Raw genomic sequence first — 24,601 nt, forward strand, 5'->3', positions numbered from 1 at the left:
GGCACGATCTTCGGTGCCGCTCGACCCGCCTTTCCGGTACCGGAACGCATGGCATTCAGCGCCTTTCCAGGCGGGTTCGTCGGATGAACGCCGGCTGACCGCCCCGAACCAAACGTGACCGAATAGTTTTTTTTGTATTCGCAAGCAGGGCCTGCTAAAAGCTGAGTGTGCGCAGGTACTCACTCGGACTTGGGAATCCGCGGAGGTAAGCGCTTCTCGCCTTTCAATGGAGCTGCAAGAGCATGAAAACAATAAAACTGACCCTACTTGCATTGGCCGTTTCGAGCGCTTCCGGCTATGCCCTGGCGAACGGTCTGGCTATCAACGAACAAAGTGTCAGCGGGATGGGTACTTCCTTCGCCGGACGCTCTTCCTCCGCGCAGGACGCCTCCACCATCTATGGCAACCCGGCCGGCATGTCGCGCCTGGGTCGCGAGGTGTCCCTGGGCGGCGCCTACATCCATGCCAAGGTAGACATCAAAGACGTAAACGCCCGCTACGCCAGTGGCGCGCAGGTACCTGGTAGTAACGATGGCGACATGGTGCCCAACTCGGTGGTGCCCTTCGGCTACTTCGTGACCCCGGTGGATGACCGCCTGCACTTCGGCCTGGGTGTGTATGTCCCCTATGCGCTGATCAGCAACTACGAGCACGCCTTCCAGGGTCGCTACCAGGGTCAGGCGAGCAAGGTGGAAGTCATCACCATCCAGCCCACCGTCAGCTACAAGATCACCGACAAGGTCTCCATCGGCTTCGGTCCGACCATCAACCGCATCGAAGGTAAGCTCAACAGCAACTTGACCGCGGGTGCCTTTGGCGGCGGCGACGCCCAGGTCAAGATCGACGGCGACGACACAGCCTATGGCTACAACGTCGGCGTCCTGGCTGACCTTACCGACGACCTTACCTTCGGCCTGACCTACCACTCCAAGGTCAGTTACAAGCTCAAGGGCCATACCGAGGTCAGTGGCGCTGGTAGTGCCAACCCGACCTTTAACGCCCTGCTCGGTCGCCTCAACGGCAAATACGATGGCAGTCTGAACCTAACCCTGCCGGAAAGCACCGACGCCTCTTTTACCTATCGGATGAACAACGACTGGACCCTCTATGCCGGTGCCACCTGGACCCGCTGGAGCCGTCTGCAGGCCATCACAGTTGAGAACGAAGGCACCCCTACCCTGCCGGCTCCCATCGGTAATCGCCTGGGCGAGGTCACCGAGGAATTTAATTGGAAGGACACCTGGTCCTACGCTGTGGGCGCGGCCTACCAGCTGAATCCGCAGTGGGTACTGCGCGCCGGTATGGCGCTCGACCCCTCGCCGGTGGACAACGCCGACCGCAACGTGCGCGTCCCAGTGGGTGATCGCAAAACCTTCTCCCTGGGCGCGGGCTGGTCCCCGACCAAGGAGATGACCATCGACGTGGCCTACGCCTACCTATGGGAAGACAATGTCAAGGTCAACCGCGCGCCCGATGCCCTGCGTGGCGGTTACAGCGCCAAGTACGACAACAGCGCCCACGGTCTGGGTGCCCAGCTGACCTACCGCTTCTAAGCATCAGGGTCCGCTAGCGAAGCCGCCGCCAGGCGGCTTCGTGCTTTTCAGGCTATCGAGCGAGCTACGGCTACCCGCAGCGACGGGTGAAACTGGTATCAGGCTAAGCCCTGAGCGCCCAGAGGCCCTGTTCCTGCTCGGCGTACCAGCGCTGGAAGTCGTCCAGCGACAGGGCACCGGCCACCAGTTGGCCCTGGATCTGGTCGCAGCCCAGGTCGGTGAGCACCTCCAGGGCCTGGCGGGTTTCCACGCCTTCGGCCACCACCCGCAACCCGCGCAACTGGCCCAGCTGGACCAGCAGCCTGATCACCTCCTGATCCCCGGGCAGCTGGCAGTGCTCGATGAACTGGCGGTCGATCTTCAGCTCGTCGATGGGAAAGCTGCTCAGGCAGGCCAGCGAGGAGTGCCCGGCGCCGAAGTCGTCCAGCGACAATTCGAAACCCATGGCCTTGAGCTGGCGCAGGCAGTCGAGCACCTGCACCGGATTGCTCATGGCGCGGGATTCGGTGATTTCCAGGCAGAAGCCGGCGGCCATGGCGCCGGTCTCGTCCAGCAGCCGGCCGATGCGGGCGATGAAGGCCGGGTGCTCCAGGTCCAGCAGCGACAGATTGACGTTGAGCTTGAGGGCGCCCAGCTGCCGCTCCCGTTGCAGGCGCATGCAGCGCTCCAGCACCCAGAGGGTGATGTCGCAGATCTTGCGACTCTGTTCGGCGATGCCGACGAAGGCGTCCGGCTTGAGCAGGCCCAGTTCCGGATGCTGCCAGCGGATCAGCACCTCGGCGCCCTCGACGCGGCCGTCGGGCAGCGCGATCTTGGGTTGCAGATAGAGCCGCAGCTGATCGTGGTCCACGGCCAGGTCCAGGGCGTCGAGCATGGCGATGCCGAGCTGCCGCTGACGTTCCTGGTCCGGGTCATGGAAGGCGAAGGGCAGCTGACGCCGGCGCGCGTCCTGCAGCGCGGTCTCGGCGTTGGCCAGCAGGGCTTCGGCGCTGCCGCCATGCTCGGGGTAGCAGGCGATGCCGAAGGTGATGCGCAGGGACACCCGCTGGTTGCCGCTGACGAAGGGCTTCTCCACCAGGTTGCGCAGCGACAGCAGCGCCGCCTCCGCCGAGGCGTCGTCGAACCAGGGCAGCAAGAGGACGAAGGTGTCGGCGCCGATCCGCGCCACGCCATTCTCTTCCGGCGCCGCGACCCTCAACCGGCGGGCCAGGTGGCGCAGGATCTTGTCGCCGCCTTCCTGGCCGAGCAATTCGTTGATGTTGCGGAAGTTGGCCACGTCCAGCAGCAGCACGGCGAAGCGTCCGGCTGCGGCGCGCTCGATGCGCTGGCGGATTTCCAGCACCAGCCGCACCTGATTGGGCAGGCGCGTGAGCATGTCGCGAAAGGCCAGCTGGCTGATGCGCCGCTCGCGCGCGGCCAGGGCGGCGCCCATCTGGTTCATGGCGCGGCCCAGCCGGCCGACCGGATCGCGGCCTTCCTTGAGCCCCAGTTGATAGTCACCGTCGGCGATGCGTTCGGTGGCCTGCCCGAGACGGGCCAGATAGCGATTGAGCGCGCCAGCCAGAATCCGGCTGACCAGGGCGCCCATCGCGAAGATGATCGCCCCTATGAGCAGCGAATCCAGCAGAGCCGACTGCTCCGCCGCTGCTATTCCTTCCATGAACATGTCCGCCCCTATGACGACTGCTTGCCCGTCCTGTCCTGGAATGGCCAGGAACAGGGAACGGAAACTGCCAAAGTTATCCTGGTACTCCGCGAAACGCGGTTGATGATCGGCAAACACCGCACCGAGTTCCGGGGGTGCCTGATCGTAGAGCTGGCGATAGTCGCCGAAGTAGCCGACGCGGATTTCCTCCTCGTTGGCCGAATCCATGATGAAGCGAAAGTCTGACCCTTCCTTGACGAAGGCATAGAGCGAGGCCAGTCCGGCCTTGCGGGCATAGCGATCCAGGGTGATCAGGGTTCGCTGGTAGCGCTCCGGGTCCGCCTTGGCGGGGTCCTGCAACTGGGCGAGATAGTCTTCGCCGAGGATCTCCGGCAGCGCCAGGGCCGCGCTCATCAGGCGATAGTCGATGCTCTGGCTGCTGGCGTCGCGCGCCTGGCGATAGCTGTGCAGGGTGAACAGCAGGGTACCCAGGGCGTCCACCAGGATGAACGCCAGAAAGAACTTGGCGAACAGGCTGCGAGGCTTGAGGCGGAGCCGCGACGCGGGGGCGACTTCCCGGGGCGAGGCGGCGCTGTGAGGCGCATCGGTCATTGGGGCTCCTTGTCCAGCTGACGACGACTCCCTCTGGATCCGCACGTGCCGAGGTGGCTTCGCTGGGCGCGCAACCAGGCGCCTTATTAACCCGTTAACCCGGGTCGTTCAAGGACGGAGATCGCAAAATCCCGGGTATCTCACGCTTGGGCCGATTTTTCAGCCCAGCGTTAGGGCCAGCGCGACCAGCACCCCGGCTTCGACGATCTCAAGCAGGGCGCCCGCGGTATCGCCCGTGGTACCGCCAAGCCGCTGGCGCAGGGCGCGACGCACCAGCAGCGCGATCCCGGCGGTCACCAGCAGCGCGGTCAGGCCCTGGGGTAGCAGGACCATGCCCAGAGCCCCCAGCAACAGCACCCGGACCAGGACCTTCCGCGGCAGGTGACGACTGAGCAGCTCGCCCAGACCGCCAGGGCGCACATAGGCGGTGGTCAGCAACAGCCAGGGCAATGCCAGGCGACCGGCCAGCGGCGCCAGCCACAGCGCGGCCGGCGCGAGGGGCAGAAGCACCACCAGGGCGCTCCACTTGAGGAGCAGGGTCAGCAGCAGCGCCAGCACGCCCATGGGGCCGCAGGCCGGATCCTTCATGATGGCCAGGGTCCGCTCGCGGTCACCGTAGCCGCCGATCCAGGCATCCGCCGTGTCGGCCAGGCCGTCCAGATGCAGGCCGCCGGTGAGGACCACCCAGCCGGCCAGCACCAGGGCCGCCTGCAGCAAGACACCGCCCGACGCCCCCAGCCAGGCGATCAGACTGAGCAGCGCACCCAGCAGCAGGCCGACCGCCGGATACCAGAGCACCGAGCGGCCGACGGCCGCAGCGGGCGGCATGCCGGGCAGGCGCACCGGCAGACGGGTCAGAAACTGCACGGCGATCAGCAGCGGCAGCGGCATCAGCCCTCCTCCAGCGTCAGCGGCCGCAGGGTCGCGTAGGGCGCCTCGACCTGCAGCAGGTCCTTGGGTGGCAGCCCCCGCTGGCGGGCCAGCAGCAGGCGGATGACGCCGCCGTGGGTGACGATCAGACTGCGCCGGCCCTGCAGCCGTGGCCGCCAGCGGGCCACCGCGCCCAGGACCCGCGTAGCGAAGGCCGCCACGGGTTCGCCCCCGGGCGGGGTGTAGGCATAGGGATCGGCCCAGAAGCGGCCCAGGGCCTCTGCCTGGTCCTGCATGAGTTCGGCGGCGGTACGGCCTTCCCAAGCGCCGAAATCCAGTTCGCGCAGATCGGCTTCCACCGCCAGCTCGGCGCCCTGCTCTGCCGCCAGCCACTCGGCGAAGCGCGCGCAACGCTGCTGCGGCGACGTCAGGATCAGCTCGAAAGGCGGCTGCGGGGCGACGGCGGCGCGCAACTGCGCCCAGCCGTGTTCCGCCAGCGGCGGATCGAGGCGTCCACGAAAGCCCTCGGGGCCTTCGGTGACGCCATGGCGCAGCAACCAGCAATCAGTCATGGGCGCGACTGGAGACGCTGGCTTCGGCGAAAGTCGCCATCTCGCTGTGCAGGCGGCAGGACAGCTGCAGCAGCGGCACGGCCAGGGCCGCGCCGCTGCCTTCGCCCAGGCGCAGGCCGAGATCCAGCAGGGGTTCGCCACCCAGCGCCAGCAGCACCGCGGCGTGGCCGGGCTCGGCGCCACAGTGGGCGAACAGCAGCCAGTCGCGGGTATCGGGTTGCAGGTGCTGGGCGCAGAGGGCTGCCACCGAGCAGATGAAGCCGTCGACCAGGGTCGGCAGGCCCTGCTGGGCGCAGGCCATATAGGCACCGGTCAGGGCGGCCAGCTCGAAGCCGCCCAGGCGGCGCAGCAGTTCGTAGGGATCCTCCAGGGCGTCGCCGTGGCGCAACAGGGCGCGCTGGATGACCGCCACCTTGCGCGCCACGCCATCGGCGTCCAGCCCGGTCCCGGGGCCGGCCAGGGCCAGCGGCGAGGTGTCCAGCAGCACGCTGGCAATGGCGCTGGCGGCGGTGGTGTTGCCGATGCCCATCTCGCCACCGATGAACAGGTCGGCGCCGCCGGCGCAGGCGCGCAGGACGGCGTCGCGACCGGCCAGCAGCGCCGCCTGGCACTGGTCATGGGTCATGGCCGGGGTCAGGGTGAAGTTGGCGGTACCGCGCCCCAGGGGCAGGTCGATGACGCCGGGCAGGGCTTCCAGCGGCGTGACGGTGCCCAGGTTGATGACTTCCAGAGCAGCATCCAGTTGCCGGGCGAGCACGCTAATGGCTGCCCCGCCGCAGACGAAGTTGCGCACCATCTCGGCGGTCACGGACTGCGGATAGGCCGAGACGCCCTCTTCCACTACCCCGTGATCACCCGCGAAGACCGCGATGGCGGTGCGCTGCAGCAGCGGCCGCGGCGTGCCCTGCAGGGCCGCCAGCTGGATGGCCAGCACTTCCAGATCACCGAGCGAACCGCTCGGCTTGGTCAATACCGTCTGCCGCTGGCGTGCGGCTTCGGCCGCAGCGGTATCGGGTTGGCGGCAGGGTCCTTGCCACCAGGGCATGCTCATAGCGGGGTTCCTTTGAGGGTCAGGGGGAGACCGGCGACGGTCAGCACCACGCGCTCGCAGCGCGCGGCCAGGGCCTGGTGCAATTCGCCAGCGGCATCGACATAACGGCGGGTCAGCTCGCCCAGCGGGACGACGCCCAGGCCGGTCTCGTTGCTGACGAAGATGAGGTGACCGGGCAACTGCGGCACGAGCTCGAGCAGCTCCGCGCAGGCACGATCGAGGCGCTGGAGATCGTCGAGCAGGAGCAGATTGGTCAGCCAGAGGGTCAGGCAGTCCACCAGCAGGCAGCGCTCCGGCGCCGCCAGGGCCGCCAGGCGTTCGGCCAGCGCCAGGGGTTCTTCCACCAGCGCCCAGTGCGCCGGCCGGCGGGCGGCATGGCGCTCGATGCGCCGCGCCAGCTCGGCATCGCTGCCACCGGCAGTGGCGATATAGGTGACGGCAAGGCCGGACTCGGCGGCCAGGCGCTCGGCCAGGGCGCTCTTGCCGGAGCGCGCGCCACCGAGGATGAATTCACGCATCTAGAGCTCGCAGAGGGCGCGCAGGCGCCCGGTGTCCAGGTAATGTTCGACCAGATCGGCCAGGCGCTCCAGATCGCGTTCGCGCAGGGCGTGGTAGTCCAGCTGCCGCGGCTCGGCCAGGCCGGCCCAGCGCAGCAGGGCGACGCTGGCGGCTGGCGACTCGAACAGGCCGTGCAGGTAGGTGCCCAGCACCTGGCCGTCGGCGCTGAGGCTGCCGTCGACACGGCCATCGGCGAAGCGCAGTACCGGGCGCTCCAGGGCCGGGCCCTGGCTGACGCCGGCATGGATCTCGTAGCCGGCCACCTCGGCATCGCCGTCGTTCAGCCAGCCGTGCACGTTGCGCAGCTGCTTTTCCGCCGCCAGCTCGGTGGTCATGGCCAACAGGCCCAGACCGGCGCTGTCACCCGGCGCGCCTTCCAGTCCGAGGGGATCGGCGATCCGCTCGCCAAGCATCTGGAAGCCGCCGCAGATGCCCAGTACCCGTCCCCCGTATCTCAGGTGACGGGCGATGGCCGTGTCCCAGCCCTGGGCGCGCAGGAAGGCCAGGTCGCTGCGCACGCTCTTGGAGCCGCCGAGGATGATCAGGTCGGCGGCGGGCAATTCCTCGCCCTGGCGGACGAACAGCAATTCCACCTGGGGATGCAGGCGCAGGGGATCGAAATCGGTGTGGTTACTCAGCCGCGGCATCACCGGCACCGCCACCCGCAGGCGCGGTCCCTGCTTGGCGACCTGGCCGGTGGCCAGGCGATCCTCGGCTTCCAGGTGCAGGTCGTGCAGATAGGGCAGCACGCCGAGCACCGGCTTGCCGGTACGGGCCTCGAGCCAGTCCAGCCCGGGTTGCAGCAAGGCCAGGTCGCCGCGGAAGCGGTTGATGATGAAGCCGGCGACGCGCGCCTGTTCGCTGGGTTCGAGCAGGTCCAGGGTGCCGACCAGATGGGCGAAGACGCCGCCGCGCTCGATGTCGGCCACCAGCAGCACCGGGCAGTCCACCGCCTCGGCGAAGCCCATGTTGGCGATGTCGCCCTGGCGCAGGTTGATCTCGGCCGGCGAACCGGCGCCTTCAACCAGCACCACCTGATAGCGCTCGGCCAATCGCGCATGGGAGGCCAGCACCGCTTCCCGCGCCACCGGTTTGTAGGCGTGATAGGCCTTGGCATCCATGCTGGTGACGGCGCGACCATGGATGATCACCTGGGCGCCGACATCGGTATTGGGCTTGAGCAGCACCGGATTCATGTCGGTATGGGGCGCCAGGCCACAGGCCTGGGCCTGAACCGCCTGGGCGCGGCCGATCTCGCCGCCATCGGCGGTCACGGCGCTGTTGAGCGCCATGTTCTGCGGCTTGAAGGGCACCACGGCCACGCCCTGGCGATAGAGCCAGCGGCACAGGGCGGCCACCAGGGTGCTCTTGCCGGCGTCGGAGGTGGTGCCCTGCACCATCAGCGTACTCATAGGGGACTCCGGTAGCTGGCGAGGCCCTGGTCCAGGCGCTGCCAGCCGGCCTCGTCGCCGGGCAGACCGAATCTTAGAGCGCCAAGCGCGGGAAACAGACGGGTCAGGATGGCCTGGCGGGCCAGGTGTTCGTGCAGAGCCGCGACATCCGGGCGCTGCAGCAATTGAAACAGGGCGCAACCACCTATGGGCATAAGATCATGGCGGGCGAGCATGGCGGCCAGACGTTCGCCGGCCTCGAGCAGCGCCTCGCGCTGACGCTGCTGGCCCGACTGATCGGCCAGCAGTTGCCGGGCGAGATAACGACTGGGGCCGTTCACCGTCCAGGGCCCCAACTGCTCGTCCAACTGCGCCAGCAGGCTCGGCGCCGCCAGCACGAAGCCCAGCCGCAGCCCGGCCAGTCCGAAGAACTTGCCAAAGGAGCGCAGCACGATCAGGCCGGGCAGATCGCTGAAGGGTGCAAGGCTTGCCCCCGGGGTGGGATCCATGAAGGCCTCGTCCACCACCAGCCAGCCACCCCGGCGTTCGAGCCGGGCGTGCCAGTCCAGCAGCCGGGCGGGCGACAGGCGCTCGCCGGTGGGGTTGTTGGGATTGACCACCACCACCACGTCCAGCTGGTCGAGATGAGTCGCGATGCCTGTCTCGTCCCACTCCAGCACCTCGTGCCCGGCGCGACGCCAGGCCAGGGCATGCTCGGCATAACAGGGCGCCAGCACCGCGACCCGCGCGGCTGGACGCAGGGTCGGCAGCGCCTGGATGGCGGCCTGGGAGCCGGCCACCGGCAGTGCCGCGCTGGCCCGGTAGCAGGCGCAGGCGGCTTCCACCAGGCCGTCGTCGGGCTCGGGCAGCCGTGCCCAGGCGCTGGCGGGAATCTCCGGCAGCGGCCAGGGCCAGGGGGCCAGGCCGGTGGATAGGTCCAGCCAGTCGCCCAGGGGAATGTCGTAGGTGCGCGCCGCGCGCCTCAGGCGACCGCCGTGCTCAAGCAAGCAGCAGTCCTCCCAGGGCGATGAGTGCGGTCCACAACCAGGCGCCACGGCGGACCAATTTCAGGGCGCGGGTGATGGCCAGGAAGGTCGGCGCCGGGCCACGGCCCAGCACCGGGCGCTCGTGCCACTCGCCGTGGTAGCGGGCCGGACCGCCCAGGCTCACGCCCAGGGCACCGGCACCGGCCGCCATCACCGGGCCGGCGTTGGGGCTGTCCCACAGCGGCGCCTGGGTCCGCCAGCTTTCGATGGCGCTCCAGAAACGGCCGAGGCCGGCATAGGTCAGGGCCACCAGGCGCGCAGGGATATAGTTGAGGACATCGTCCAGCCGCGCCGCGGCCCAGCCGAAACGCTCCAGGCGCGGCGTGCGATAGCCCCACATGGCGTCCAGGGTGTTGGCCAGGCGATAGAGCACCACGCCGGGTGCGCCGAGCAGGGCGAACCAGAACAGCGCGGCGAAGACCGCATCGCTGCCATTCTCCAGCACCGATTCGGTAGCGGCGCGGGCCACGGCGGTCTCGTCCAGCTCGCTGGTTTCGCGACTGACCAGATAGCCGACCCGACGCCGCGCCTCGGGCAGGTTGTTGCGTTGCAGGGCGCGCGCCACCGGCTCGGCGTGCTCGCCCAGGCTGCGCAGTCCCACGGCCAGATACAGCGCCAGGGGCTGGATGATCCAGGCCAGCCAGCCGATCTGGCAGAGCAAGGCGGTGAGCAGCACCCAGGGCAACACGGCCAGGCTCCAGGCCATCACGCCATGGCTGCGCCAGCCGCGCCCGCCGGGATTGAAGCGGGCCTCCAGGCTATCGGCCAGGCGCCCGAACAGGACCAGGGGATGGGCGCGGCGGGGTTCGCCGAGCAGCAGGTCGAGCAGCATGCCGCCGACGACCGCGAAGGCCAGCATCATGGCTTCTGGCCCCAGCGGTTCTCGAAGACCAGTTCCTCCAGCGGCCGCCCCTGGCGCCAGCCCTCCTCTTCCAGCATGGGCCGCGGGTAGAAGGCTTCCACCGGCCCCAGGCAGAGGATGGCCGCCGGCTGGGCGCCTTCCGGCATCTCCAGCAGGCTGCGCACGGATTCCGGTTCGAACAGCGACACCCAGCCCATGCCCAGGCCTTCGCAGCGAGCCGCCAGCCAGAGATTCTGGATGGCGCAGGACAGCGAGGCGAGGTCCATCTCCGGCAGGGTACGGCGGCCAAAGACGTGGGCTTCGCGGCCGTCCATGAGCGCCGCCACCAGCACCTCGGCGCAGTCGAGGATGCCCTGCACCTTGAGCTTCATGAAGTCGTCGCTGCGCTCGCCAAGGGCCTCGGCGGTGGCGCAGCGCTCTTCTTCCACCAGTTCGTGCAGCCGCTGGCGCAAGGCCGGATCGCTGATGCGCAGGAAGCGCCAGGGCTGCATCAGCCCGACGCTGGGCGCCTGGTGCGCAGCGCCCAGCAGACGGGCCAGTTGTTCGGGAGGCACCTCGCCACCGCAGAAATGGCGCATGTCGCGGCGCTCGGCGATGGCTCGGTAGACGGCGGCTTGTTCGGCGGGGGTATAGGGGGTCGTGGTCACGGCTTGAGCATCGCGGCGGCCGCGGCGGGTGCCGACGGCATGTAGAAGTGAATATAGCTGGCGGTGAGGCGACCGTCTCGGTAGACCGCCTCGGCCACCGCCTTGCCGTTGGGGCACAGCCCGCGCGCCCAGGGCGTCTCGGGTGACTCCAGGGCGGAGTGGTGATAGGTGTGGCCGCGCAGGGTGCCCTGCGCGAAATCCACCGACTGCAGGGCCAAGGCGGTGAGTCGCGCCTGCATCCGCGCGCTGCCCGGCAGCAGTCCGAGCAGGCTGGCGGATTCGCCGGCCTTGTCGGTCAGTTCGTCGAGCAGATAGAGCATGCCGCCGCACTCGGCGAGGATCGGCTTGCCCGCCGCATGATGGGCGCGGATGGCCGCGCGCATGCCCAGGTTGTTGGACAGCGTCTGCAGGTGCAGCTCGGGATAGCCGCCCGGCAGATAGAGGCTGTCCACCGCCGGCAGCGTCGTGTCGGCCAGCACGGAAAAGAACTGCAGCTCGGCGCCCAGGGCGCGCAAGAGATCCAGGTTGGCCTGGTAGATGAAGGCCAGGGCCGCGTCCCGGGCCACACCGATCCGCACTCCGGCCAGCAGTGGCTCGACCGCGGTCGGCTCCGGCGCGGCGAAGGCCACCGGCGGCGGCAATTCGATGTCGGAACTGGCGCCCAGGGCATCGGCCGCCATGTCCAGACGGCGATCCAGGTCGGTGACCTCATCGGCCTGGATCAGCCCCAGGTGACGACTGGGCAACTCGATACCGGCATCGCGCGGCAGACTGCCAAAGAAGGTCATGCCCGCCGGCAGGCTGCCGCGGATCAGCTGGGTCTGCCGCGGACTGCCGCTGCGGTTGGCCAGCACCCCGGCGAAGGGCAGGCTCGGCCGGTAATGGGCGAGGCCATAGGCCAGGGCGCCAAAGGTCTGCGCCAGGCCGGCGGCGTCGATCACGCCCAGCACCGGTACGCCAAAGCGCTCGGCCAGGTCGGCGGCCGAGGGCTGGCCGTCGAACAGCCCCATGACGCCTTCGATGAGGATGAGATCCGCCTCCCCCGCCGCTTCCCACAGCAGGCGCCGGCTCTCGGCCTCGCCGATCATCCACAGATCGAGCTGATAGACCGGCGCGCCGCTGGCGCGGGCCAGGATCATCGGATCGAGAAAGTCCGGGCCGCACTTGAACACCCGTACCCGCCGCCCCTGGCGGGCATGCAACCGGGCCAGGGCGGCGGTGACGCTGGTCTTGCCCTGACCCGAGGCCGGGGCGGCGATCAGCAGCGCCGGGCAATGCCGCGTCTCGCCTACCATTCGATGCCCTGCTGGGCGCGGACGCCGGCCTGGAAGGCGTGCTTGACCAGACTCATGTCGGTCACGGTGTCGGCGGCCTCGACGAATGCCTGTGGCGCACCGCGGCCGGTCACCACCACGTGCTGATGAGCCGGACGCCCGGCCAGGTCGGCCAGCACCTGGTCGACCTCCAGATAGCCATGCTTGAAGGCGATGTTGAGTTCGTCCAGCAGCACCAGGCCGATGGCCGGATCGCGCAAGAGCTCCACCGCCACCGCCCAGGCCGCGGCCGCCGACTGCAGGTCGCGGGCCCGGTCCTGGGTGTCCCAGGTGAAGCCCTCGCCCATGACGTGGTAGCGCACCTCGTCCGGGAAGCGCTTGAAGAAGAGTTGCTCGCCGGTGTCACGGCGGCCCTTGATGAACTGCACCACGCCCACCTTCATGCCGTGGCCGAGGGCGCGTGCCGCCATGCCGAAGGCGGAGCTGCTCTTGCCCTTGCCGATGCCGGTATGCACCAGCAGCAGGCCGCGTTCGTCCTGGGCTTCGGCGATGCGGGCGTCGATCACCGCCTTCTTGCGCACCATGCGCGCGCGGTGGCGCTCGTCGCGCTCGGGGCTGGTCGAATCGGGGGTGTCGGTCATGGGCGGTTCTCCGGGTGCGGGCGCGGCGCGGCGGAGAAACGGGCAGAGACGCCGCCCGCGCGAGGCAGGGGGCGACGCCGCGCGACGCCCTCCGCATCGCCGAGATGAACGCAAGCGTGGCCGGTCTCCGGGCTGGTGAGCCGATGCCCTGAGGGCATCCGCTGCGCCCCTTCCCGGCCAGGGCCAGTGGGCATCGCGCAGCTACTGCTCAACTACCGTTGCGGGGGCAGCGCCGGCTCGACCGGCTTCCCTGTTTCACCCCGCTCCAGGCGGGGCACCACGTGCAAGGGCGCAGGGTACGGACTAGCCGGGAGAGCGTCAATCGATGGCGCCGCCCGAACTCGGCGTCGCGCGGACGGGTCCACCCTAGACACCCACCGCCAGGAGCTACCGGATGAACGATGCCACCCTCGCCGCCTGCATCAAGGCCTGCCTCGATTGCGCCGCCGCCTGCGAAACCTGCGCCAGCGCCTGCCTGGGCGAAGCCAATCTGGACATGATGCGCGACTGCGTCCGCCTGGATCGCGATTGCGCCGACGCCTGCCGCCTGGCCGCCACCTTCATGCAGCGCGGCAGCGACCGCATCGCCGAAGCCTGCGCCCTGTGCCTGGCCACCTGCCGTGCCTGCGCCGCCGAATGCGGCAAGCACAAGGCCGAACACTGCCAGGCCTGCGCCCGGGCCTGCGCAGCCTGCGCCGACGCCTGCGCGGCCATGGCCGCCTGAGGCGGCTGCCGATAACCGTATCCGCTGAGCGCCGGCTGCCGTGCTGCGCGCTCTGGTCGCAGCCGAATCCCGCACAGGAAGCCGCCGCTCGGGCGTTCGGCATTGGCATTACCCGGCGACGCCAGGGATAATGCCCGCCCTTTCATCGATATCCAGGCCTTCGCCATGACCGATACCAACCAAGATCCCCGTTTGAGCCGCATGAAGCGTCGCCTGCGCAAGAAGCAGTACCTGGGCGAATTCCAGGAACTGGCCTTTGAAATCAAGGTGAGCTTCAAGAACGAACTCAGCGAAGACGATCTGGACACCTTCCTGGGCGACTTCATCGACTACGTCGAAGAGCGCAAGCTGGACTACATCGGCGGCTTCGACAACGCCTGGGTCGAAGGCACCATCATGGCCAACAAGCGCTACACCTCGCCCACCGAGGAAGACCGCACCGCGCTGCTGGACTGGCTCAAGGCCCGCGCCGAAGTCGGCGAAGCCAACGCCTCCGATCTGCATGACGCCTGGCACCACGACGGCGAAGTCTAACTAGCCTTCGCCGGATAGCTTGGCGTCCGTTGCGGTCGTAAAGGGGAATCCGTTGGAAACCAGGTCCTCATGACGACCCTCCTGCAAATCTCCGATACCCACTTCGGCACCGAGCAACCCGCCGTGGTCGCGGCCCTGGAAGCCCATGTCCGCGAACACGGCGCCGATGTCCTCATCCTTTCCGGGGACATCACCCAGCGTGCCCGCCGCGAGCAATTCGCCGCCGCCAAGACCTTCGTCGAACGCCTGGAAAGCTACGGCATTCCCCGCACCCTGGTGATCCCGGGCAATCACGACCTGCCGCTGTACAATGTCTTCGCTCGTTTCCTGACGCCCTATGGCAACTATCGCCGCCATTTCGGCCAGGACCTCGAGCCCAGTTTCGAGAACGACGAGCTCCTGCTGGTCGGACTCAACACCACCGCCCCGCGACGCCACAAGGATGGCGCGGTGAGCACCGAGCAGATTGAGCGCGTCGCCGAACGCCTGCGCCGCGCAGGCCCGGGCAAGTTGCGCATCGTCATCGCCCACCAGCCCTTCGGCGCCCTCGAACTCAGCGACCTGAGCAATCTGCAGCACAATGCCGATCACGCCCTGGCCACCTGGGCCGATGCCGGCCTGGATCTGGTGATGGGCGGCCATATCCACCTGCCCTATGTGCTGCCGCTGAGTCGCCAGTACCCCACCCTCCCCCGCGAGGTCTGGATCGTGCAGGCCGGCACCGCCCTCTCATCGCGCGTGCGCGGCACCTCGCCCAACTCCTTCAATCGCCTGCTGGTCGGCGAAGGAACGGAGAAGACCGTGGACGTGGAGCGCTGGGACTTCCAGGGCGGTCGTTTCGTCGTCGGCGAGCGTCACGCACTGCGCTGGCAGGCCGCGCAGGACGCCCTCGCGGAAGGCTGAGGCGTCCGACCGGGACGCCGATGCGCGCTCGCGCGCACTTCCAGCAATGGAAATTGATTCAAGCTGTTGAAACGGCTGGCAGGCCACGGGCGCCGCGTAGTCTTAGGACTTTCGGCAAGAGTGGCCTCCCATGGAATCCCTGACGCAATCGCTGCTTGGCTTTATCGAAACCCACCAGGCCTGGGCACCGCTGCTCGTCGGCCTGCTCGCCTTTGGCGAGTCCCTGGTGCTGCTGGGCGTCTTCATTCCGGCCACGGCGCTGCTGCTGGTGGTCGGCGGCCTGGCCGGCTCCGGGGTGCTCTCGCCGGTGCCGCTGGTGCTGGCCGCCATCGTCGGCGCCATCCTCGGCGACATCTGCTCCTATGTCATCGGCCGCTGGCTCGGTCCCAGCATCGTCCACCGCCCACCCTTTCGCCGCTATCGCAAGCAGGTGGCCCGGACCCGGCTGTTCTTCCGCCGCTATGGCTTCTTCGCGGTCTTCGGCGGGCGCTTCCTGACCATGATCCGCAACACCGTGCCCCTGGTGGCCGGGATGATGGCGATGAACCAGCTGCGCTTCCAGTCGGCCAACGTGCTCTCGGCAATCGTCTGGGCGCCACTGATGATGGGCCCGGGTTATCTGGCCGCCAAGGGCGCCAACCACTTCAGCTTCGCCGGCAACGAGTCGCTGTGGATCGGCGCGGCGGTGGTCGCCGTGCTGGGCGCCGGCGCCGCGCTGTTCTTCAAGCAGCGGCTGAAACGCGCCTAGCGGCGGGCGGCCAGCGCCTCGCGCAGACGCTGGCGATTCAGCGGTACCTCGCGCAGACGCAGACCGGTCGCCGCCGCCACGGCATTGGCGATGGCCGCAGGGATGGCGGCAGTGGTGGCCTCCCCGGCCCCCACCGCCGGCTCTTCCGGCCGATCGATCAGTTCCAGCTCCAACTCGGGCAATTCGTTGAAGGTCAGCGGCGGATAGGCGCCCCACTCCAGACTGGTCACCCCCTGCTGATCGAAGCGCACCGCCTGCTTGAGGGTCCGGGCGATGCCCTGTACCACGCAGCCTTCCAGCTGATTGCGCAGGCCATCCGGATTGACGATCAGCCCGCAATCGTGGGCCACCACCACCCGGGTGACGCGGATCCCCGCCGCCTCGCTCACCGTCACCTCGACCACGGCGGCCACATAGGCGTTCTCGTTCTCATAGCGCAGGAAGGCCAGGCCCTGCCCTTTCGCCAGAGCACCGTCCCAGGCCTTTGCCTGCCGGGCCGACGGTCGCCAACCGGCCTTGGCGGTGGCGGCCTGCAGCACCACCCGGGCGCGGGGGTCCTGCAGATAGCGCAGGCGGAATTCGAGCGGATCGACCCCGGCCGCCAGGGCCAGCTCGTCCATAAAGGATTCGTTGGCGAAGGTATTGCCGACCGCCCCCAGGGCGCGCAGGGCCGAGGGTCGCAGCGGCGAGTCCCCGGCTTCCAGCCAGTGGGTCGCCACCTCGATGTTGAGCAGATCGTAGTCCAGCGGCGCATTGCGATTGCCACCGCCCCGCCCACCCTTGAGCGGCAGGTTGTAGGCCAGTTGCCCGGCGAGCAGCGCCGCCTTGCCGGTCTGGCCATTGGGGCGGGTCAGATGCGTGGGCGTCCAGTTGGCGAAGCGCCAGGCCAGCAGATCGCCAGCCGCGCTCAGGCCGCCGGCCAGGCGCATCAGCATGGCCGGTCCCTTGGGATTCCAGCCGTGTTCGTCGGCGCGACTCCATTGCACCCGCACCGGACGGCCACACAGCTTGGAGAGCAGCGCCGCATCGGCCGCCGCGTCATCGGCGCCGTTATGGCCATAGCAACCCGAGGCCTGCTGGTAGATGACATGGATGCTGTCTTCCGGCAGCGCCAGCAGATCCGCCAGCGCCGCCCGGAGCTGATAGACGCCCTGGGTACCGCTCCAGACGGTGGCGCCGTCGGCACGCACATCCGCCACCGCGCAGGACGGACCGATGGAGTCGTGATTCTGATAGGGCCAGCGATACTCGGCGTCCAGGCGCTGGGCGGCGTTGGCCAGCTCCCCCGCGACATCGCCGGTCTCCTGCTGGAGGTCGGCCGGTCCGGCCTTGGCTTCCAGCCGGGCATAGAGTTCGCCTGGCAGGGGCAGGTCCGGCACCAGGCTCCAGTCCACCCGCAGCGCCGCCGCGCCCTGGCGCGCCAGCCAGGGCTGCTCGGCCACCACCGCGACGAAGGCGCCCTCGTACACCAGCTGAGCGCCCGCCGGCAGCGCGCTGGCATCGATACCGCGAACACTCACCCCCGCCAACCGCGCCGAACCGATGCAGGGCGGCCGCACCACGCAACCGTGCAGCATGCCGGGAAGGCGCAGGTCGTGGACGTAATCGAAGCTGCCGAACAGCTTGGCCGGGATGTCTTCCCGCGGCACCGAGGTCCCGACCAGGCGATAGTCCTTGACGGCGCGGGTACGCACCGCCTGGTTGACCAGCCGCCCCAGCGGCCGTCCGCCGACCAGCTCGCCATAGCTGACGAAACGCCCGGTGGGATCGCCACGATAGACCACCCGGCCATCCACCGTGTCCACCACCGCCAGATCCAGCCCCAGGCGCCGCGATCCTTCCAGAAACAGGAATTGCCGCGCGCTGGCGGCGGCCTTGCGCAATTGGGCGCCGCCCACCTGCAGGCTCTTGCTGCCGGCGGTGATGCCCTGGTCGGGCGTCAGCCGGGTATCGCCCTGGATCAATCGGGTGGCGGCAAAGGCCACGCAGAGCTCCTCGGCCACGATCTGCCGCAGCGCCGTGCTGACCCCGGTACCCAGTTCCACCTTGCCGCTGTAGACAATGACCTGGCCCTGGGCATCCACCGCCAGCCAGGCGTCCAGTTGCCGTTGATCGAGGGTCTTGGCCAGACTCGCAGTGTCAGCAGGTGCGGGCAATACCTGGGCGGCGACCGGTCGCTGCAGGCTGAAGCCCAGCAGCAGCACCGCGCTGCCGCCGAGAAAGGTGCGGCGGGACAGCGTCATGCCGGGGCCTGCCCGTCGCGCAAGAGCACCGCCGCCCGCTTGACCGCGCGCAGGATGCGATAGTGGGTCCCGCAGCCACAGAAATTGGCCGCCAGCGCCTGGCGGATCTGCGCATCGCTGGGATCGGGCACCCGGGCGAGCAGCGCCTGGGCGGTCATCACCATGCCAGGGATGCAATAGCCGCACTGCGCCGCCTGCTCTTCGATGAAGGCCCGTTGCAGCGCATGCGGCGCCGCTGACGTGCCCAGGCCTTCCAGGGTCAGCAGCTCGCGACCGGCAAAGGACGCCGCCGGCAGCAGACAGGCACGCACCGGCTTGCCATCCGCCAGCACCGTACAGGCACCACATTCGCCCAGGCCGCAGCCGAATTTCGGCCCCTTGAGGCCCAGCTCGTCGCGCAGGGCGTCCAGCAGAGGCATGCGTGGATCGACGTCGAGCTGTCGCGACTCGCCATTGACCTTGAGTTCGAGGACCGCCACCGCTAGTGCTCCCGTTCGCGCGCCGCCGCCACGTCCTCGGGACGAATATGAGCGGCGTGACCACCAAAGCGGCGGCCGATGTAGGTGGCCAGATCGGCCAGTTGCTGATCACTGAGCAACTCCCGATAGGCTGGCATGAAGGCGTGCTCGGTGCGTCCCTGGCGGTCGAGCCCGTCGAGCAGCACGCGCACCAGGTTGGTCCCTGCCGGATCGCGCACCGCCGAATAGTTGCTGAAGGAGCGCGGATAGGGACCGGCCGGCCCCTGGTCGTCCGGCGCATGACAGCTGGCGCAGGCGGATTGCAGCAAGGCCGCACTTTCCGCCTCGGCGGCAGTGAGCGGCCCGGTTTCACCGGGTGGCTGCACCTCGGCACGCGCCGGAACCGCTCCGGGCTGCGCTGGTAGGGTCCGCAGATAGGCGATCAGGGCACCGAGATCCGCATCGTTCAGATGGCGGGTACCGCCGCTCACCACCTCGGCCATGGGGCCCGCCGCCACAGCCTCGCCGCGCTGATGGCCTTCGCGCAGATAGCTGGCGAGCTTGGCATCGCTCCAGCCGCCGAGGCCGCGCGGGTCCGCGGTGAGATTCCAGGCGGTCCAACCCTGCTGGGTCGCCCCGGCATAGGCCCGGCCGCTGTCGAGACCCTGGCTCCAGGTCCGCGGCGTGTGGCATTCCTGGCAATGCCCCACCGCCTCGGCCAGGTAGGCGCCCCGCGCCACCTGCGCATCGGCAGTAACCGGTAACGGACCCGGCGTGAAGTTGAGCCATTTCCAACCGCGGATCAGCGCGCGCTGATCGAAGGGAAAGCGCAGGCCGTTGGCGGGCGGCGCATAGGGCACCGGTCGCTGGATCTGCAGATAGGCGAAGATCGCGGCGATGTCCTCGTCGCTCAGGCGGGTAAAGGCCGTATAGGGAAAGGCCGGATAGAGCTGCTCACCATCGCGCCCCAGCCCGTCGTGCAAGGCGCGGCGAAACTCGTCCGCCGTCCAGTCGCCCAGGCCGTGCTCGCGATCCGGCGTGATATTGCTTGAGTAAAGACGGCCAAAAGGCGTATCGAAGGCGACACCACCGGCGAAGGGTGCACCGTCGGGACGGGTATGACAGCCCTGGCAGTTGCCCAGCCGGGTCAGGTATTCGCCCCGCGCCAGGGTCGCCTCGTCGGCGCGTACCGGCGCGGCCTTGGACAGGAGCAGCATCCCCGCCAACAGGGGCAGGGCCAGGGATCTCATCAGCTCTCCTCTTGAGGTCGAACCGGACGGGCGGATTCCGCCGTGGCGTTGCCGTCATCCTAATCGCAGCGGCAAGCGCCCGTGGCGTTCGCCCCTGGAGGTGAGATGCAGGCGACAGTTTCGACCCGCACGTCAACGGCGGCCTTTACATTCCCGCTCCACTCCGGCTGCGCCCTGGCGCGAGCTACTGAGTCGCCAATAACCACCAGTTTTGATTACCCGTACTCAGGACAGGAAGGAAGACTTTCCAAGTATAAGCACTAAAGGGGTGGTATTACTCAACGCTTGGGCACGAAGCCATCGGGCTTGGCCGCCAGCCAGTCGACGAACTGGCGAATGCGCGCATCGCTGAGCAGCAACTCGCGGCTGTTGTATTCCAGCGCCAGGGTCTTTTCGTCGAAGGTCTGGTGGATATGGTTGTGGCAGGGTCGGCAGACCCAGAGGGTGGCGGTGATCCGGCTGACGCGGTCGAACCTCTTGCGCACGTAGGCCTTGTCGTGCAGCGAGCGAGGGATCAGGTGATGGCGGGTGAGCGGCGCCGCCCTACCACACAGCTCGCAACGAGCCGGCTGGGGCGGCAGACGTATCGCCTGGGGCATGATGGGCTCCGCACGGGCTGGATGCCTATTCGAGCGGCCCGGGCGGAACGGGGTTCAATAGCCGCCGGCGAGACTCGGCGTGACCAGCACGCGCTTGGCCTGCAGATAGCTGTTCTGCCAATAGGGCTTGGCCAGGCTGTCCAGGCGCACCGTCCCACCAGTGCGCGGCGCATGGACGAAGCGCCCTTCCCCGACGTAGATGCCGGCATGGCTGACCTGACGGCCACCGGCGGTGGCGAAGAAGATCAGATCACCGGGCTGCAGGGCATTGCGCGCCACATTGGGCGAGCCAAGGGTGATCATCTCGCGGGTCGAACGCGGCAGGGTCACCCCGGCCGCATCGCGATAGACGTAGCCGATCAGGCCGCTGCAATCGAAGCCACCCGCCGGGGTATTGCCGCCGTAGCGATAGGGAGTGCCGACCAGGCCAATTGCCCGAAAGAGCACATCGTTGGCGGCCTGGGCCTGGCTTTCCAGCAGGGGGCGGGAGACGACCGGGGCGACCGGTGCGGGTGCCTGGGGCGGCCTGCCGGCACAGGCGGCCAGCAGCACGAAGGCGCAATACAATCCGAGGCGAGCCGCATGCGGCATTGGAGACATCCTTAGTTATCCATCGATCACCGTCGGCCTGCCACGCAGCCTCGACGGGTCCTCGAAGCGCACCGGCGGAGATCGCGGCGATACGCCTCAGCGCAATACGCGCTTGCCTTCCAGGAAACTCACCTTCCAGTACTGGTCGTCCAGGCTGTCCACCCGCACCCCGCCGCTGCGGCGACTGGAGGAATGGATGAACTTGCCCTCGCCCATGTAGATACCGGTGTGACTGACCCGGCCACGGCCGTTGCTATTGAACAGCAACAGATCGCCAGGTTCCAGATCGTTCTTGCTGACTACCGGTACTTCGAGATCGATGATCTCGCGGGTGGAGCGCGGCAGGGTCATGCCGGCCCGCTCGCGAAAGACGTAATTGACGAAACCGCTGCAATCGAAGCCGGCCAGGGTGCTGCCGCCGCGGCGATAGGGCGTGCCCACCAGCTGGGTGGCACGATTGAGGATCTGGTCCGCCAGATTCGGCAGCGCCTGACGCGGACCGACCTCGCGATCCCAATCCAGTTGATGCGGCGACTGGGTATGGGGGAAGACCGGACGTTGCTGAGCGCTCTCGGTCTCCACCGCGGCGGAACCGTTGCCAGCACCACCCAGACCATGCAGCGAGGCGGTCTGGAAGGTCCGGGAGGTAGAGGACTGATCAGGGGCAACGGCGATGTCAGGACTTTGCGGCGCACTCGCACAGGCGGCGAGCAGACAGACAAAAGACAGGGGCACGAGGGGTGCGAAGCGTTTCCTTGGCATGGGCACGACCGTGTCGTTTTCTCAAAGTTTCGACACCTTGCCGACCTGGATCACAGATGGCAAGTTTTTTAGCCTTCGATGTGACTCAAAAGCCGAGGAAGGACGTCTACGGCCCTTTTTTTGATCTGAACGGTCGCCAAGCCGCTCAGCGACGAGCGGTCCGGATTGATTTCGATGAGGTCACCACCCTGCGTCAGGGTCTGGTCAATCGGCGCCTGGATATAGCCGAAGGCGGCCGTGGTGCCGACGGCGATCACCAGGTCGAAGCCCTCCTCCATCGCCTCCTGCAGACGTTGCAGCTCAGTGGCCGGCAGGGCTTCCTCGAACAGCACCACCGGTGGCCGCAGGATGCCGCCGCATGCGGGACAGCGCGGCGGCAGCGGACCGGCCAGGCGATCTTGCGCATCCGCGACCGTCTGCGCGCAACTCATGCAGGCGAGCGGCTCCAGTTGTCCATGGATCTCGATCAGCCGCTCTGGCGGAAAGCCTGCCTGCCGATGAAAGCCGTCGATGTTCTGCGTCAGCACCCAGCTGCCGGGGTGACTGACACCGAAGTCGGTGATCGCCTGGTGCGCCGCATTGGGCCTGGCCGCAGCGCAGGCCCGGCCGAGTTGCGCCAGGTAGCGCCAGCAGAGCTCCGGACGCTGCCGGAGCATGCTGCCCGAGAGCGCCGCCTCGATGGGGATGCCCTCTTCGGTGAGGCCGTTGTACAGCCCGCCCAGGCCGCGATAGGTCGGCAGTCCCGAATCGGCGGACAGCCCCGCCCCGGTGATGAACAGCACCCGACCGGCCCGCTGCAGCAGGCCTTGGGCACGCACCAGGGCGTCGGTCAATGATTCACCGTCAGGGCCAGCATCACCGACAGCTGGCAGAGCGGGCGGCCGCTCTGTTCCTGCCAGAGGTTGAAGGCCTCCTGCATCTTCTGCCGATCGCGCTTGGCGGTGGGCGCCTTGTCGAGGATGTTCTGCGCCTTGAGTGCCGTCACCACGTCGTCAGTCGCCAGAAAGGTGTCCTTGCCAGCCATGCGCAGGAAGCGCTGCGCTGACAGGCCACCCAGCTGATTGCCACGCTTGGTCAGCAGCTCCCAGAGGCCAACGATGTCCTGCGTCGGCCATTCGGCCAGCAACTGGCCGAAGCTGCCGTGACTGCGCTGGAAGTCCAGCACCATCTGGGCGTTGATCGGCACGCTGCGCAACTTGCCCAGGTGGCGGATCAGACGGGCGTCCTGCATCAGCCGCTCCAGACGCTCGCCGCCCATGAGCACCACCTTCTCCGGATCGAAGCCGAAGAAGACCTCCTCGAAGGCCGGCCACTTGGCGTCCACCAGGCTGTGCTTGAGTCCGGCGCGAAAGATGCGCCGGGTCAGCAGCGACAGATAGCGGTCATCGCCCACGGACGCCAGGGTGGCAGCGTCGACCGGTTGCGGCAGCCGTGCCTCCAGGGCCGCTCGTGAGCCGCAGCGATTGAGAGCGTATTCGAGCAGCCAGGCATAGTCCCGCATCAGAGATTCATCACCTGGACGAAGCGCGGCGTGGCGCTGTCATCGATCCTGAGACTGGCGAAGTCGAACAGCTCGCGATCGGCCAGTTGCGAGGGCACCACGTTCTGCAGGGCGCGGAACATGATCTCGGTACGCCCCGGCGTCTTGCGCTCCCACTCCAGCAGCATCTCCTTGACCACCTTGCGCTGCAGGTTCTCCTGGGAGCCGCAGAGGTTGCAGGGAATGATGGGAAATTCGCGCAGGACGGCGTAGGCCTCGATGTCCTTCTCGTTGCAATAGGCCAGCGGACGGATCACCACGTTGCGCCCGTCGTCGGCGCGCAGCTTGGGTGGCATGGCCTTGAGCGTGCCGCCATGGAACAAATTGAGGAAGAAGGTTTCTACCATGTCGTCGCGATGATGGCCGAGCGCCATCTTCGTCGCGCCGATCTCGTCGGCGAAGGTATAGAGGATGCCCCGCCGCAGGCGCGAGCACAGCGAACAGGTGGTCTTGCCCTCGGGAATCTTTTCCTTCACCACGGAATAGGTATCACGTTCCAGAATGTGGTACTCGACCCCCAGTTCCTTCAGGTACTGAGGTAAAACGTGTTCAGGAAAGCCCGGCTGCTTCTGGTCGAGGTTGACCGCCACGATCTCGAAGCGAATCGGTGCGACCTTCTGCAAATAGAGCAGCATGTCGAGCAGGGTGTAGCTGTCCTTGCCACCGGACAGGCAGACCATGACCTTGTCGCCGTCCTCGATCATGTTGTAGTCGGCGATGGCTTCGCCGGTAAGACGGCGCAGGCGTTTCTGCAGCTTGTTCTGGTTGACCGAAAGGGTGCCCATGGATGAATCCGCGAAAGGAAAAAACGAAAGGCCGGCATTTTACGCGCAAAGCGTCCGCCGCCCTACCCCGAACGTCAGTCCATGGCGACCGGCAGCCATGAGCGAAGCCCAGGCGCTCATGACGGCGCTCCACCAGGAACTGCTCAAGGCCCAGTCCAGCCTGTCGGAGTACGAGTTGCTGCAGGCCTTGCGCCGGGCGGGATCACCGCTGATCCCGCCGCGCCCGGTGACCGACAACTACGAACTCTTCCGCCTGCACTTCCGCGTCTTCAACGCCCTCTATCGACTGCGCGATCAACTCCGCGCCGAGCAGCGCGCCGAACTGGTCATCAGCGCTCTGCGCATCGAATTGCGCCCCTATCTGCGCGCCCGTGCCGGGCTGGTGGTGGCCGATCCGCTACGCGCCTACTACCTCGATGTCACCCAGCTGGAGACCACCACCCCGGAAGACGTGGCCAACCTGCTCAATCACTTCTGGGCCCTGGTCAACGGTGAGTCCGAACTGCTGGAGGCCTTGCGCCTGCTGGGACTCGATCGCTCGGCGGACTATGGCCAGATCCGCCGCCGCTATCGCCAGCTCGCCAGCCGTCATCACCCCGATCACGGTGGCAGCACCGGCCGACTGCAGGCCATCAATGCCGCCATGGATACGCTGAGGCGGCACTACGGCCACCAGCCGACCGCGGACGCTAGGGCGCAGGCACAGGCTTCGGCATAATCACCCGCCTCGCCAGAGGTTGCC

Annotated in this window: 26 protein-coding genes and 1 riboswitch; of the genes, 6 read left to right on the forward strand and 20 right to left on the reverse strand. The window is 68.0% G+C overall.

The window, feature by feature from the left end; translation table 11 throughout:
• The first annotated feature begins 242 nt into the window (after nt 1-242).
• Nucleotides 243-1,553: an OmpP1/FadL family transporter gene (locus tag ACZ5R1_RS15705; RefSeq protein ID WP_115946052.1), complete on the forward strand. Its 1,311-nt coding sequence runs from the start codon at nt 243-245 to the stop codon at nt 1,551-1,553.
• 103 nt (nt 1,554-1,656) lie between these two features.
• On the opposite strand, the gene ACZ5R1_RS15710 is transcribed toward ACZ5R1_RS15705, so the two are convergent.
• The 11 genes from ACZ5R1_RS15710 to cobO form a co-directional block, all read right to left on the reverse strand.
• A complete protein-coding gene (locus ACZ5R1_RS15710) occupies nt 1,657-3,810 on the reverse strand; it encodes a putative bifunctional diguanylate cyclase/phosphodiesterase (protein ID WP_042135851.1) in 2,154 nt (717 codons plus the stop codon).
• A gap of 159 nt (nt 3,811-3,969) precedes the next feature.
• Complete coding sequence (locus ACZ5R1_RS15715; RefSeq protein WP_464712528.1) at nt 3,970-4,701, reverse strand: adenosylcobinamide-GDP ribazoletransferase; 732 nt, start codon at nt 4,699-4,701, stop codon at nt 3,970-3,972.
• Complete coding sequence (locus ACZ5R1_RS15720) at nt 4,701-5,252, reverse strand: histidine phosphatase family protein (RefSeq protein ID WP_042135855.1); 552 nt, start codon at nt 5,250-5,252, stop codon at nt 4,701-4,703. The genes ACZ5R1_RS15715 and ACZ5R1_RS15720 overlap by 1 nt, the downstream gene beginning before the upstream one ends.
• A complete protein-coding gene (gene cobT, locus ACZ5R1_RS15725; RefSeq protein WP_027596926.1) occupies nt 5,245-6,303 on the reverse strand; it encodes a nicotinate-nucleotide--dimethylbenzimidazole phosphoribosyltransferase in 1,059 nt (352 codons plus the stop codon). Before cobT ends, ACZ5R1_RS15720 begins: the two co-directional genes overlap by 8 nt.
• Nucleotides 6,300-6,821 (reverse strand): bifunctional adenosylcobinamide kinase/adenosylcobinamide-phosphate guanylyltransferase, encoded by a 522-nt coding sequence (gene cobU, locus ACZ5R1_RS15730; RefSeq protein WP_464712529.1) that lies wholly within the window; start codon nt 6,819-6,821, stop codon nt 6,300-6,302. Before cobU ends, cobT begins: the two co-directional genes overlap by 4 nt.
• Nucleotides 6,822-8,273: a cobyric acid synthase gene (locus ACZ5R1_RS15735; RefSeq protein WP_464712530.1), complete on the reverse strand. Its 1,452-nt coding sequence runs from the start codon at nt 8,271-8,273 to the stop codon at nt 6,822-6,824.
• The gene (gene cobD, locus ACZ5R1_RS15740; protein WP_464712531.1) at nt 8,270-9,259 is read right to left on the reverse strand and encodes a threonine-phosphate decarboxylase CobD; all 990 of its coding nucleotides are present in this window, start codon (nt 9,257-9,259) and stop codon (nt 8,270-8,272) included. The genes ACZ5R1_RS15735 and cobD overlap by 4 nt, the downstream gene beginning before the upstream one ends.
• Nucleotides 9,252-10,160 carry an adenosylcobinamide-phosphate synthase CbiB gene (gene cbiB / locus ACZ5R1_RS15745; protein ID WP_027596930.1) on the reverse strand — a complete coding sequence of 303 codons (909 nt, stop codon included), beginning with the start codon at nt 10,158-10,160 and terminating at the stop codon, nt 9,252-9,254. Before cbiB ends, cobD begins: the two co-directional genes overlap by 8 nt.
• On the reverse strand, nt 10,157-10,807 hold the full coding sequence (gene bluB / locus ACZ5R1_RS15750) for a 5,6-dimethylbenzimidazole synthase (protein WP_144960271.1): 651 nt from the start codon (nt 10,805-10,807) through the stop codon (nt 10,157-10,159). The genes cbiB and bluB overlap by 4 nt, the downstream gene beginning before the upstream one ends.
• Entirely contained in the window at nt 10,804-12,102 is a 1,299-nt protein-coding gene (locus ACZ5R1_RS15755) for a cobyrinate a,c-diamide synthase (RefSeq protein ID WP_027602690.1), read from the reverse strand. Before ACZ5R1_RS15755 ends, bluB begins: the two co-directional genes overlap by 4 nt.
• Nucleotides 12,096-12,722, reverse strand: a complete 627-nt coding sequence (gene cobO, locus ACZ5R1_RS15760; RefSeq protein WP_464712532.1) for a cob(I)yrinic acid a,c-diamide adenosyltransferase — start codon at nt 12,720-12,722, stop codon at nt 12,096-12,098. Before cobO ends, ACZ5R1_RS15755 begins: the two co-directional genes overlap by 7 nt.
• A 101-nt stretch (nt 12,723-12,823) precedes the next feature.
• Nucleotides 12,824-13,019: riboswitch (cobalamin riboswitch) on the reverse strand.
• Between the two features lie 97 nt (nt 13,020-13,116).
• On the opposite strand from cobO, the gene ACZ5R1_RS15765 reads away from it, so the two are divergent.
• The 4 genes from ACZ5R1_RS15765 to ACZ5R1_RS15780 all read left to right on the forward strand — a co-directional run bounded on the left by ACZ5R1_RS15765 (nt 13,117) and on the right by ACZ5R1_RS15780 (nt 15,631).
• On the forward strand, nt 13,117-13,446 hold the full coding sequence (locus tag ACZ5R1_RS15765) for a four-helix bundle copper-binding protein (protein WP_027596934.1): 330 nt from the start codon (nt 13,117-13,119) through the stop codon (nt 13,444-13,446).
• A 165-nt stretch (nt 13,447-13,611) separates the two neighbouring features.
• Nucleotides 13,612-13,980, forward strand: coding sequence for a YggL 50S ribosome-binding family protein (locus tag ACZ5R1_RS15770; protein ID WP_044342397.1), 369 nt, complete (start codon nt 13,612-13,614; stop codon nt 13,978-13,980).
• A gap of 69 nt (nt 13,981-14,049) precedes the next feature.
• The gene (locus ACZ5R1_RS15775) at nt 14,050-14,883 is read left to right on the forward strand and encodes a metallophosphoesterase family protein (protein ID WP_464712533.1); all 834 of its coding nucleotides are present in this window, start codon (nt 14,050-14,052) and stop codon (nt 14,881-14,883) included.
• A gap of 130 nt (nt 14,884-15,013) precedes the next feature.
• Entirely contained in the window at nt 15,014-15,631 is a 618-nt protein-coding gene (locus ACZ5R1_RS15780; protein ID WP_027596937.1) for a DedA family protein, read from the forward strand.
• Here ACZ5R1_RS15780 and ACZ5R1_RS15785 read toward each other — a convergent pair.
• The 9 genes from ACZ5R1_RS15785 to ttcA form a co-directional block, all read right to left on the reverse strand.
• On the reverse strand, nt 15,628-17,874 hold the full coding sequence (locus ACZ5R1_RS15785; protein ID WP_464712534.1) for a xanthine dehydrogenase family protein molybdopterin-binding subunit: 2,247 nt from the start codon (nt 17,872-17,874) through the stop codon (nt 15,628-15,630). The two genes, ACZ5R1_RS15780 and ACZ5R1_RS15785, sit on opposite strands and share 4 nt — an antisense overlap.
• The gene (locus ACZ5R1_RS15790) at nt 17,871-18,293 is read right to left on the reverse strand and encodes a (2Fe-2S)-binding protein (RefSeq protein ID WP_464713290.1); all 423 of its coding nucleotides are present in this window, start codon (nt 18,291-18,293) and stop codon (nt 17,871-17,873) included. The genes ACZ5R1_RS15785 and ACZ5R1_RS15790 overlap by 4 nt, the downstream gene beginning before the upstream one ends.
• A gap of 62 nt (nt 18,294-18,355) precedes the next feature.
• Nucleotides 18,356-19,582, reverse strand: a complete 1,227-nt coding sequence (locus ACZ5R1_RS15795) for a cytochrome c (RefSeq protein WP_052382653.1) — start codon at nt 19,580-19,582, stop codon at nt 18,356-18,358.
• Nucleotides 19,583-19,860: 278 nt separating this feature from the next.
• Nucleotides 19,861-20,181: a hypothetical protein gene (locus tag ACZ5R1_RS15800; protein WP_007159236.1), complete on the reverse strand. Its 321-nt coding sequence runs from the start codon at nt 20,179-20,181 to the stop codon at nt 19,861-19,863.
• Nucleotides 20,182-20,235: 54 nt separating this feature from the next.
• Nucleotides 20,236-20,772: a C40 family peptidase gene (locus tag ACZ5R1_RS15805; protein ID WP_017638877.1), complete on the reverse strand. Its 537-nt coding sequence runs from the start codon at nt 20,770-20,772 to the stop codon at nt 20,236-20,238.
• 96 nt (nt 20,773-20,868) lie between these two features.
• Nucleotides 20,869-21,507, reverse strand: coding sequence for a C40 family peptidase (locus ACZ5R1_RS15810; protein ID WP_081875203.1), 639 nt, complete (start codon nt 21,505-21,507; stop codon nt 20,869-20,871).
• 95 nt (nt 21,508-21,602) lie between these two features.
• Entirely contained in the window at nt 21,603-22,367 is a 765-nt protein-coding gene (locus ACZ5R1_RS15815) for an SIR2 family NAD-dependent protein deacylase (RefSeq protein ID WP_042135875.1), read from the reverse strand.
• Complete coding sequence (locus tag ACZ5R1_RS15820; RefSeq protein WP_027596943.1) at nt 22,364-23,035, reverse strand: DNA-3-methyladenine glycosylase I; 672 nt, start codon at nt 23,033-23,035, stop codon at nt 22,364-22,366. The genes ACZ5R1_RS15815 and ACZ5R1_RS15820 overlap by 4 nt, the downstream gene beginning before the upstream one ends.
• Complete coding sequence (gene ttcA, locus ACZ5R1_RS15825; protein ID WP_027602682.1) at nt 23,035-23,859, reverse strand: tRNA 2-thiocytidine(32) synthetase TtcA; 825 nt, start codon at nt 23,857-23,859, stop codon at nt 23,035-23,037. Before ttcA ends, ACZ5R1_RS15820 begins: the two co-directional genes overlap by 1 nt.
• Before the next feature lie 97 nt (nt 23,860-23,956).
• On the opposite strand from ttcA, the gene ACZ5R1_RS15830 reads away from it, so the two are divergent.
• Entirely contained in the window at nt 23,957-24,577 is a 621-nt protein-coding gene (locus tag ACZ5R1_RS15830; protein WP_042135877.1) for a DNA-J related domain-containing protein, read from the forward strand.
• Nucleotides 24,578-24,601 lie beyond the last annotated feature (24 nt).

Source organism: Pseudomonas sp. Pso3, assembly GCF_055393275.1.

Coding starts and splice junctions, on each gene's coding strand:
- ACZ5R1_RS15800 (WP_007159236.1), bottom strand. CDS start 20,181: ATGCCCCAGGCGATACGTCTGCCGCCCCAGCCGGCTCGTTGCGAGCTG.
- ACZ5R1_RS15790 (WP_464713290.1), bottom strand. CDS start 18,293: ATGCCTCTGCTGGACGCCCTGCGCGACGAGCTGGGCCTCAAGGGGCCG.
- cobU (WP_464712529.1), bottom strand. CDS start 6,821: ATGCGTGAATTCATCCTCGGTGGCGCGCGCTCCGGCAAGAGCGCCCTG.
- ACZ5R1_RS15780 (WP_027596937.1), top strand. CDS start 15,014: ATGGAATCCCTGACGCAATCGCTGCTTGGCTTTATCGAAACCCACCAG.
- ACZ5R1_RS15775 (WP_464712533.1), top strand. CDS start 14,050: ATGACGACCCTCCTGCAAATCTCCGATACCCACTTCGGCACCGAGCAA.
- cobT (WP_027596926.1), bottom strand. CDS start 6,303: ATGAGCATGCCCTGGTGGCAAGGACCCTGCCGCCAACCCGATACCGCT.
- ttcA (WP_027602682.1), bottom strand. CDS start 23,859: ATGGGCACCCTTTCGGTCAACCAGAACAAGCTGCAGAAACGCCTGCGC.
- cbiB (WP_027596930.1), bottom strand. CDS start 10,160: ATGATGCTGGCCTTCGCGGTCGTCGGCGGCATGCTGCTCGACCTGCTG.
- ACZ5R1_RS15705 (WP_115946052.1), top strand. CDS start 243: ATGAAAACAATAAAACTGACCCTACTTGCATTGGCCGTTTCGAGCGCT.
- cobO (WP_464712532.1), bottom strand. CDS start 12,722: ATGACCGACACCCCCGATTCGACCAGCCCCGAGCGCGACGAGCGCCAC.
- ACZ5R1_RS15770 (WP_044342397.1), top strand. CDS start 13,612: ATGACCGATACCAACCAAGATCCCCGTTTGAGCCGCATGAAGCGTCGC.
- ACZ5R1_RS15755 (WP_027602690.1), bottom strand. CDS start 12,102: ATGGTAGGCGAGACGCGGCATTGCCCGGCGCTGCTGATCGCCGCCCCG.
- ACZ5R1_RS15720 (WP_042135855.1), bottom strand. CDS start 5,252: ATGACTGATTGCTGGTTGCTGCGCCATGGCGTCACCGAAGGCCCCGAG.
- ACZ5R1_RS15820 (WP_027596943.1), bottom strand. CDS start 23,035: ATGCGGGACTATGCCTGGCTGCTCGAATACGCTCTCAATCGCTGCGGC.
- ACZ5R1_RS15710 (WP_042135851.1), bottom strand. CDS start 3,810: ATGACCGATGCGCCTCACAGCGCCGCCTCGCCCCGGGAAGTCGCCCCC.
- ACZ5R1_RS15715 (WP_464712528.1), bottom strand. CDS start 4,701: ATGCCGCTGCCGCTGCTGATCGCCGTGCAGTTTCTGACCCGTCTGCCG.
- ACZ5R1_RS15830 (WP_042135877.1), top strand. CDS start 23,957: ATGAGCGAAGCCCAGGCGCTCATGACGGCGCTCCACCAGGAACTGCTC.
- ACZ5R1_RS15805 (WP_017638877.1), bottom strand. CDS start 20,772: ATGCCGCATGCGGCTCGCCTCGGATTGTATTGCGCCTTCGTGCTGCTG.
- ACZ5R1_RS15765 (WP_027596934.1), top strand. CDS start 13,117: ATGAACGATGCCACCCTCGCCGCCTGCATCAAGGCCTGCCTCGATTGC.
- ACZ5R1_RS15785 (WP_464712534.1), bottom strand. CDS start 17,874: ATGACGCTGTCCCGCCGCACCTTTCTCGGCGGCAGCGCGGTGCTGCTG.
- ACZ5R1_RS15795 (WP_052382653.1), bottom strand. CDS start 19,582: ATGAGATCCCTGGCCCTGCCCCTGTTGGCGGGGATGCTGCTCCTGTCC.
- ACZ5R1_RS15735 (WP_464712530.1), bottom strand. CDS start 8,273: ATGAGTACGCTGATGGTGCAGGGCACCACCTCCGACGCCGGCAAGAGC.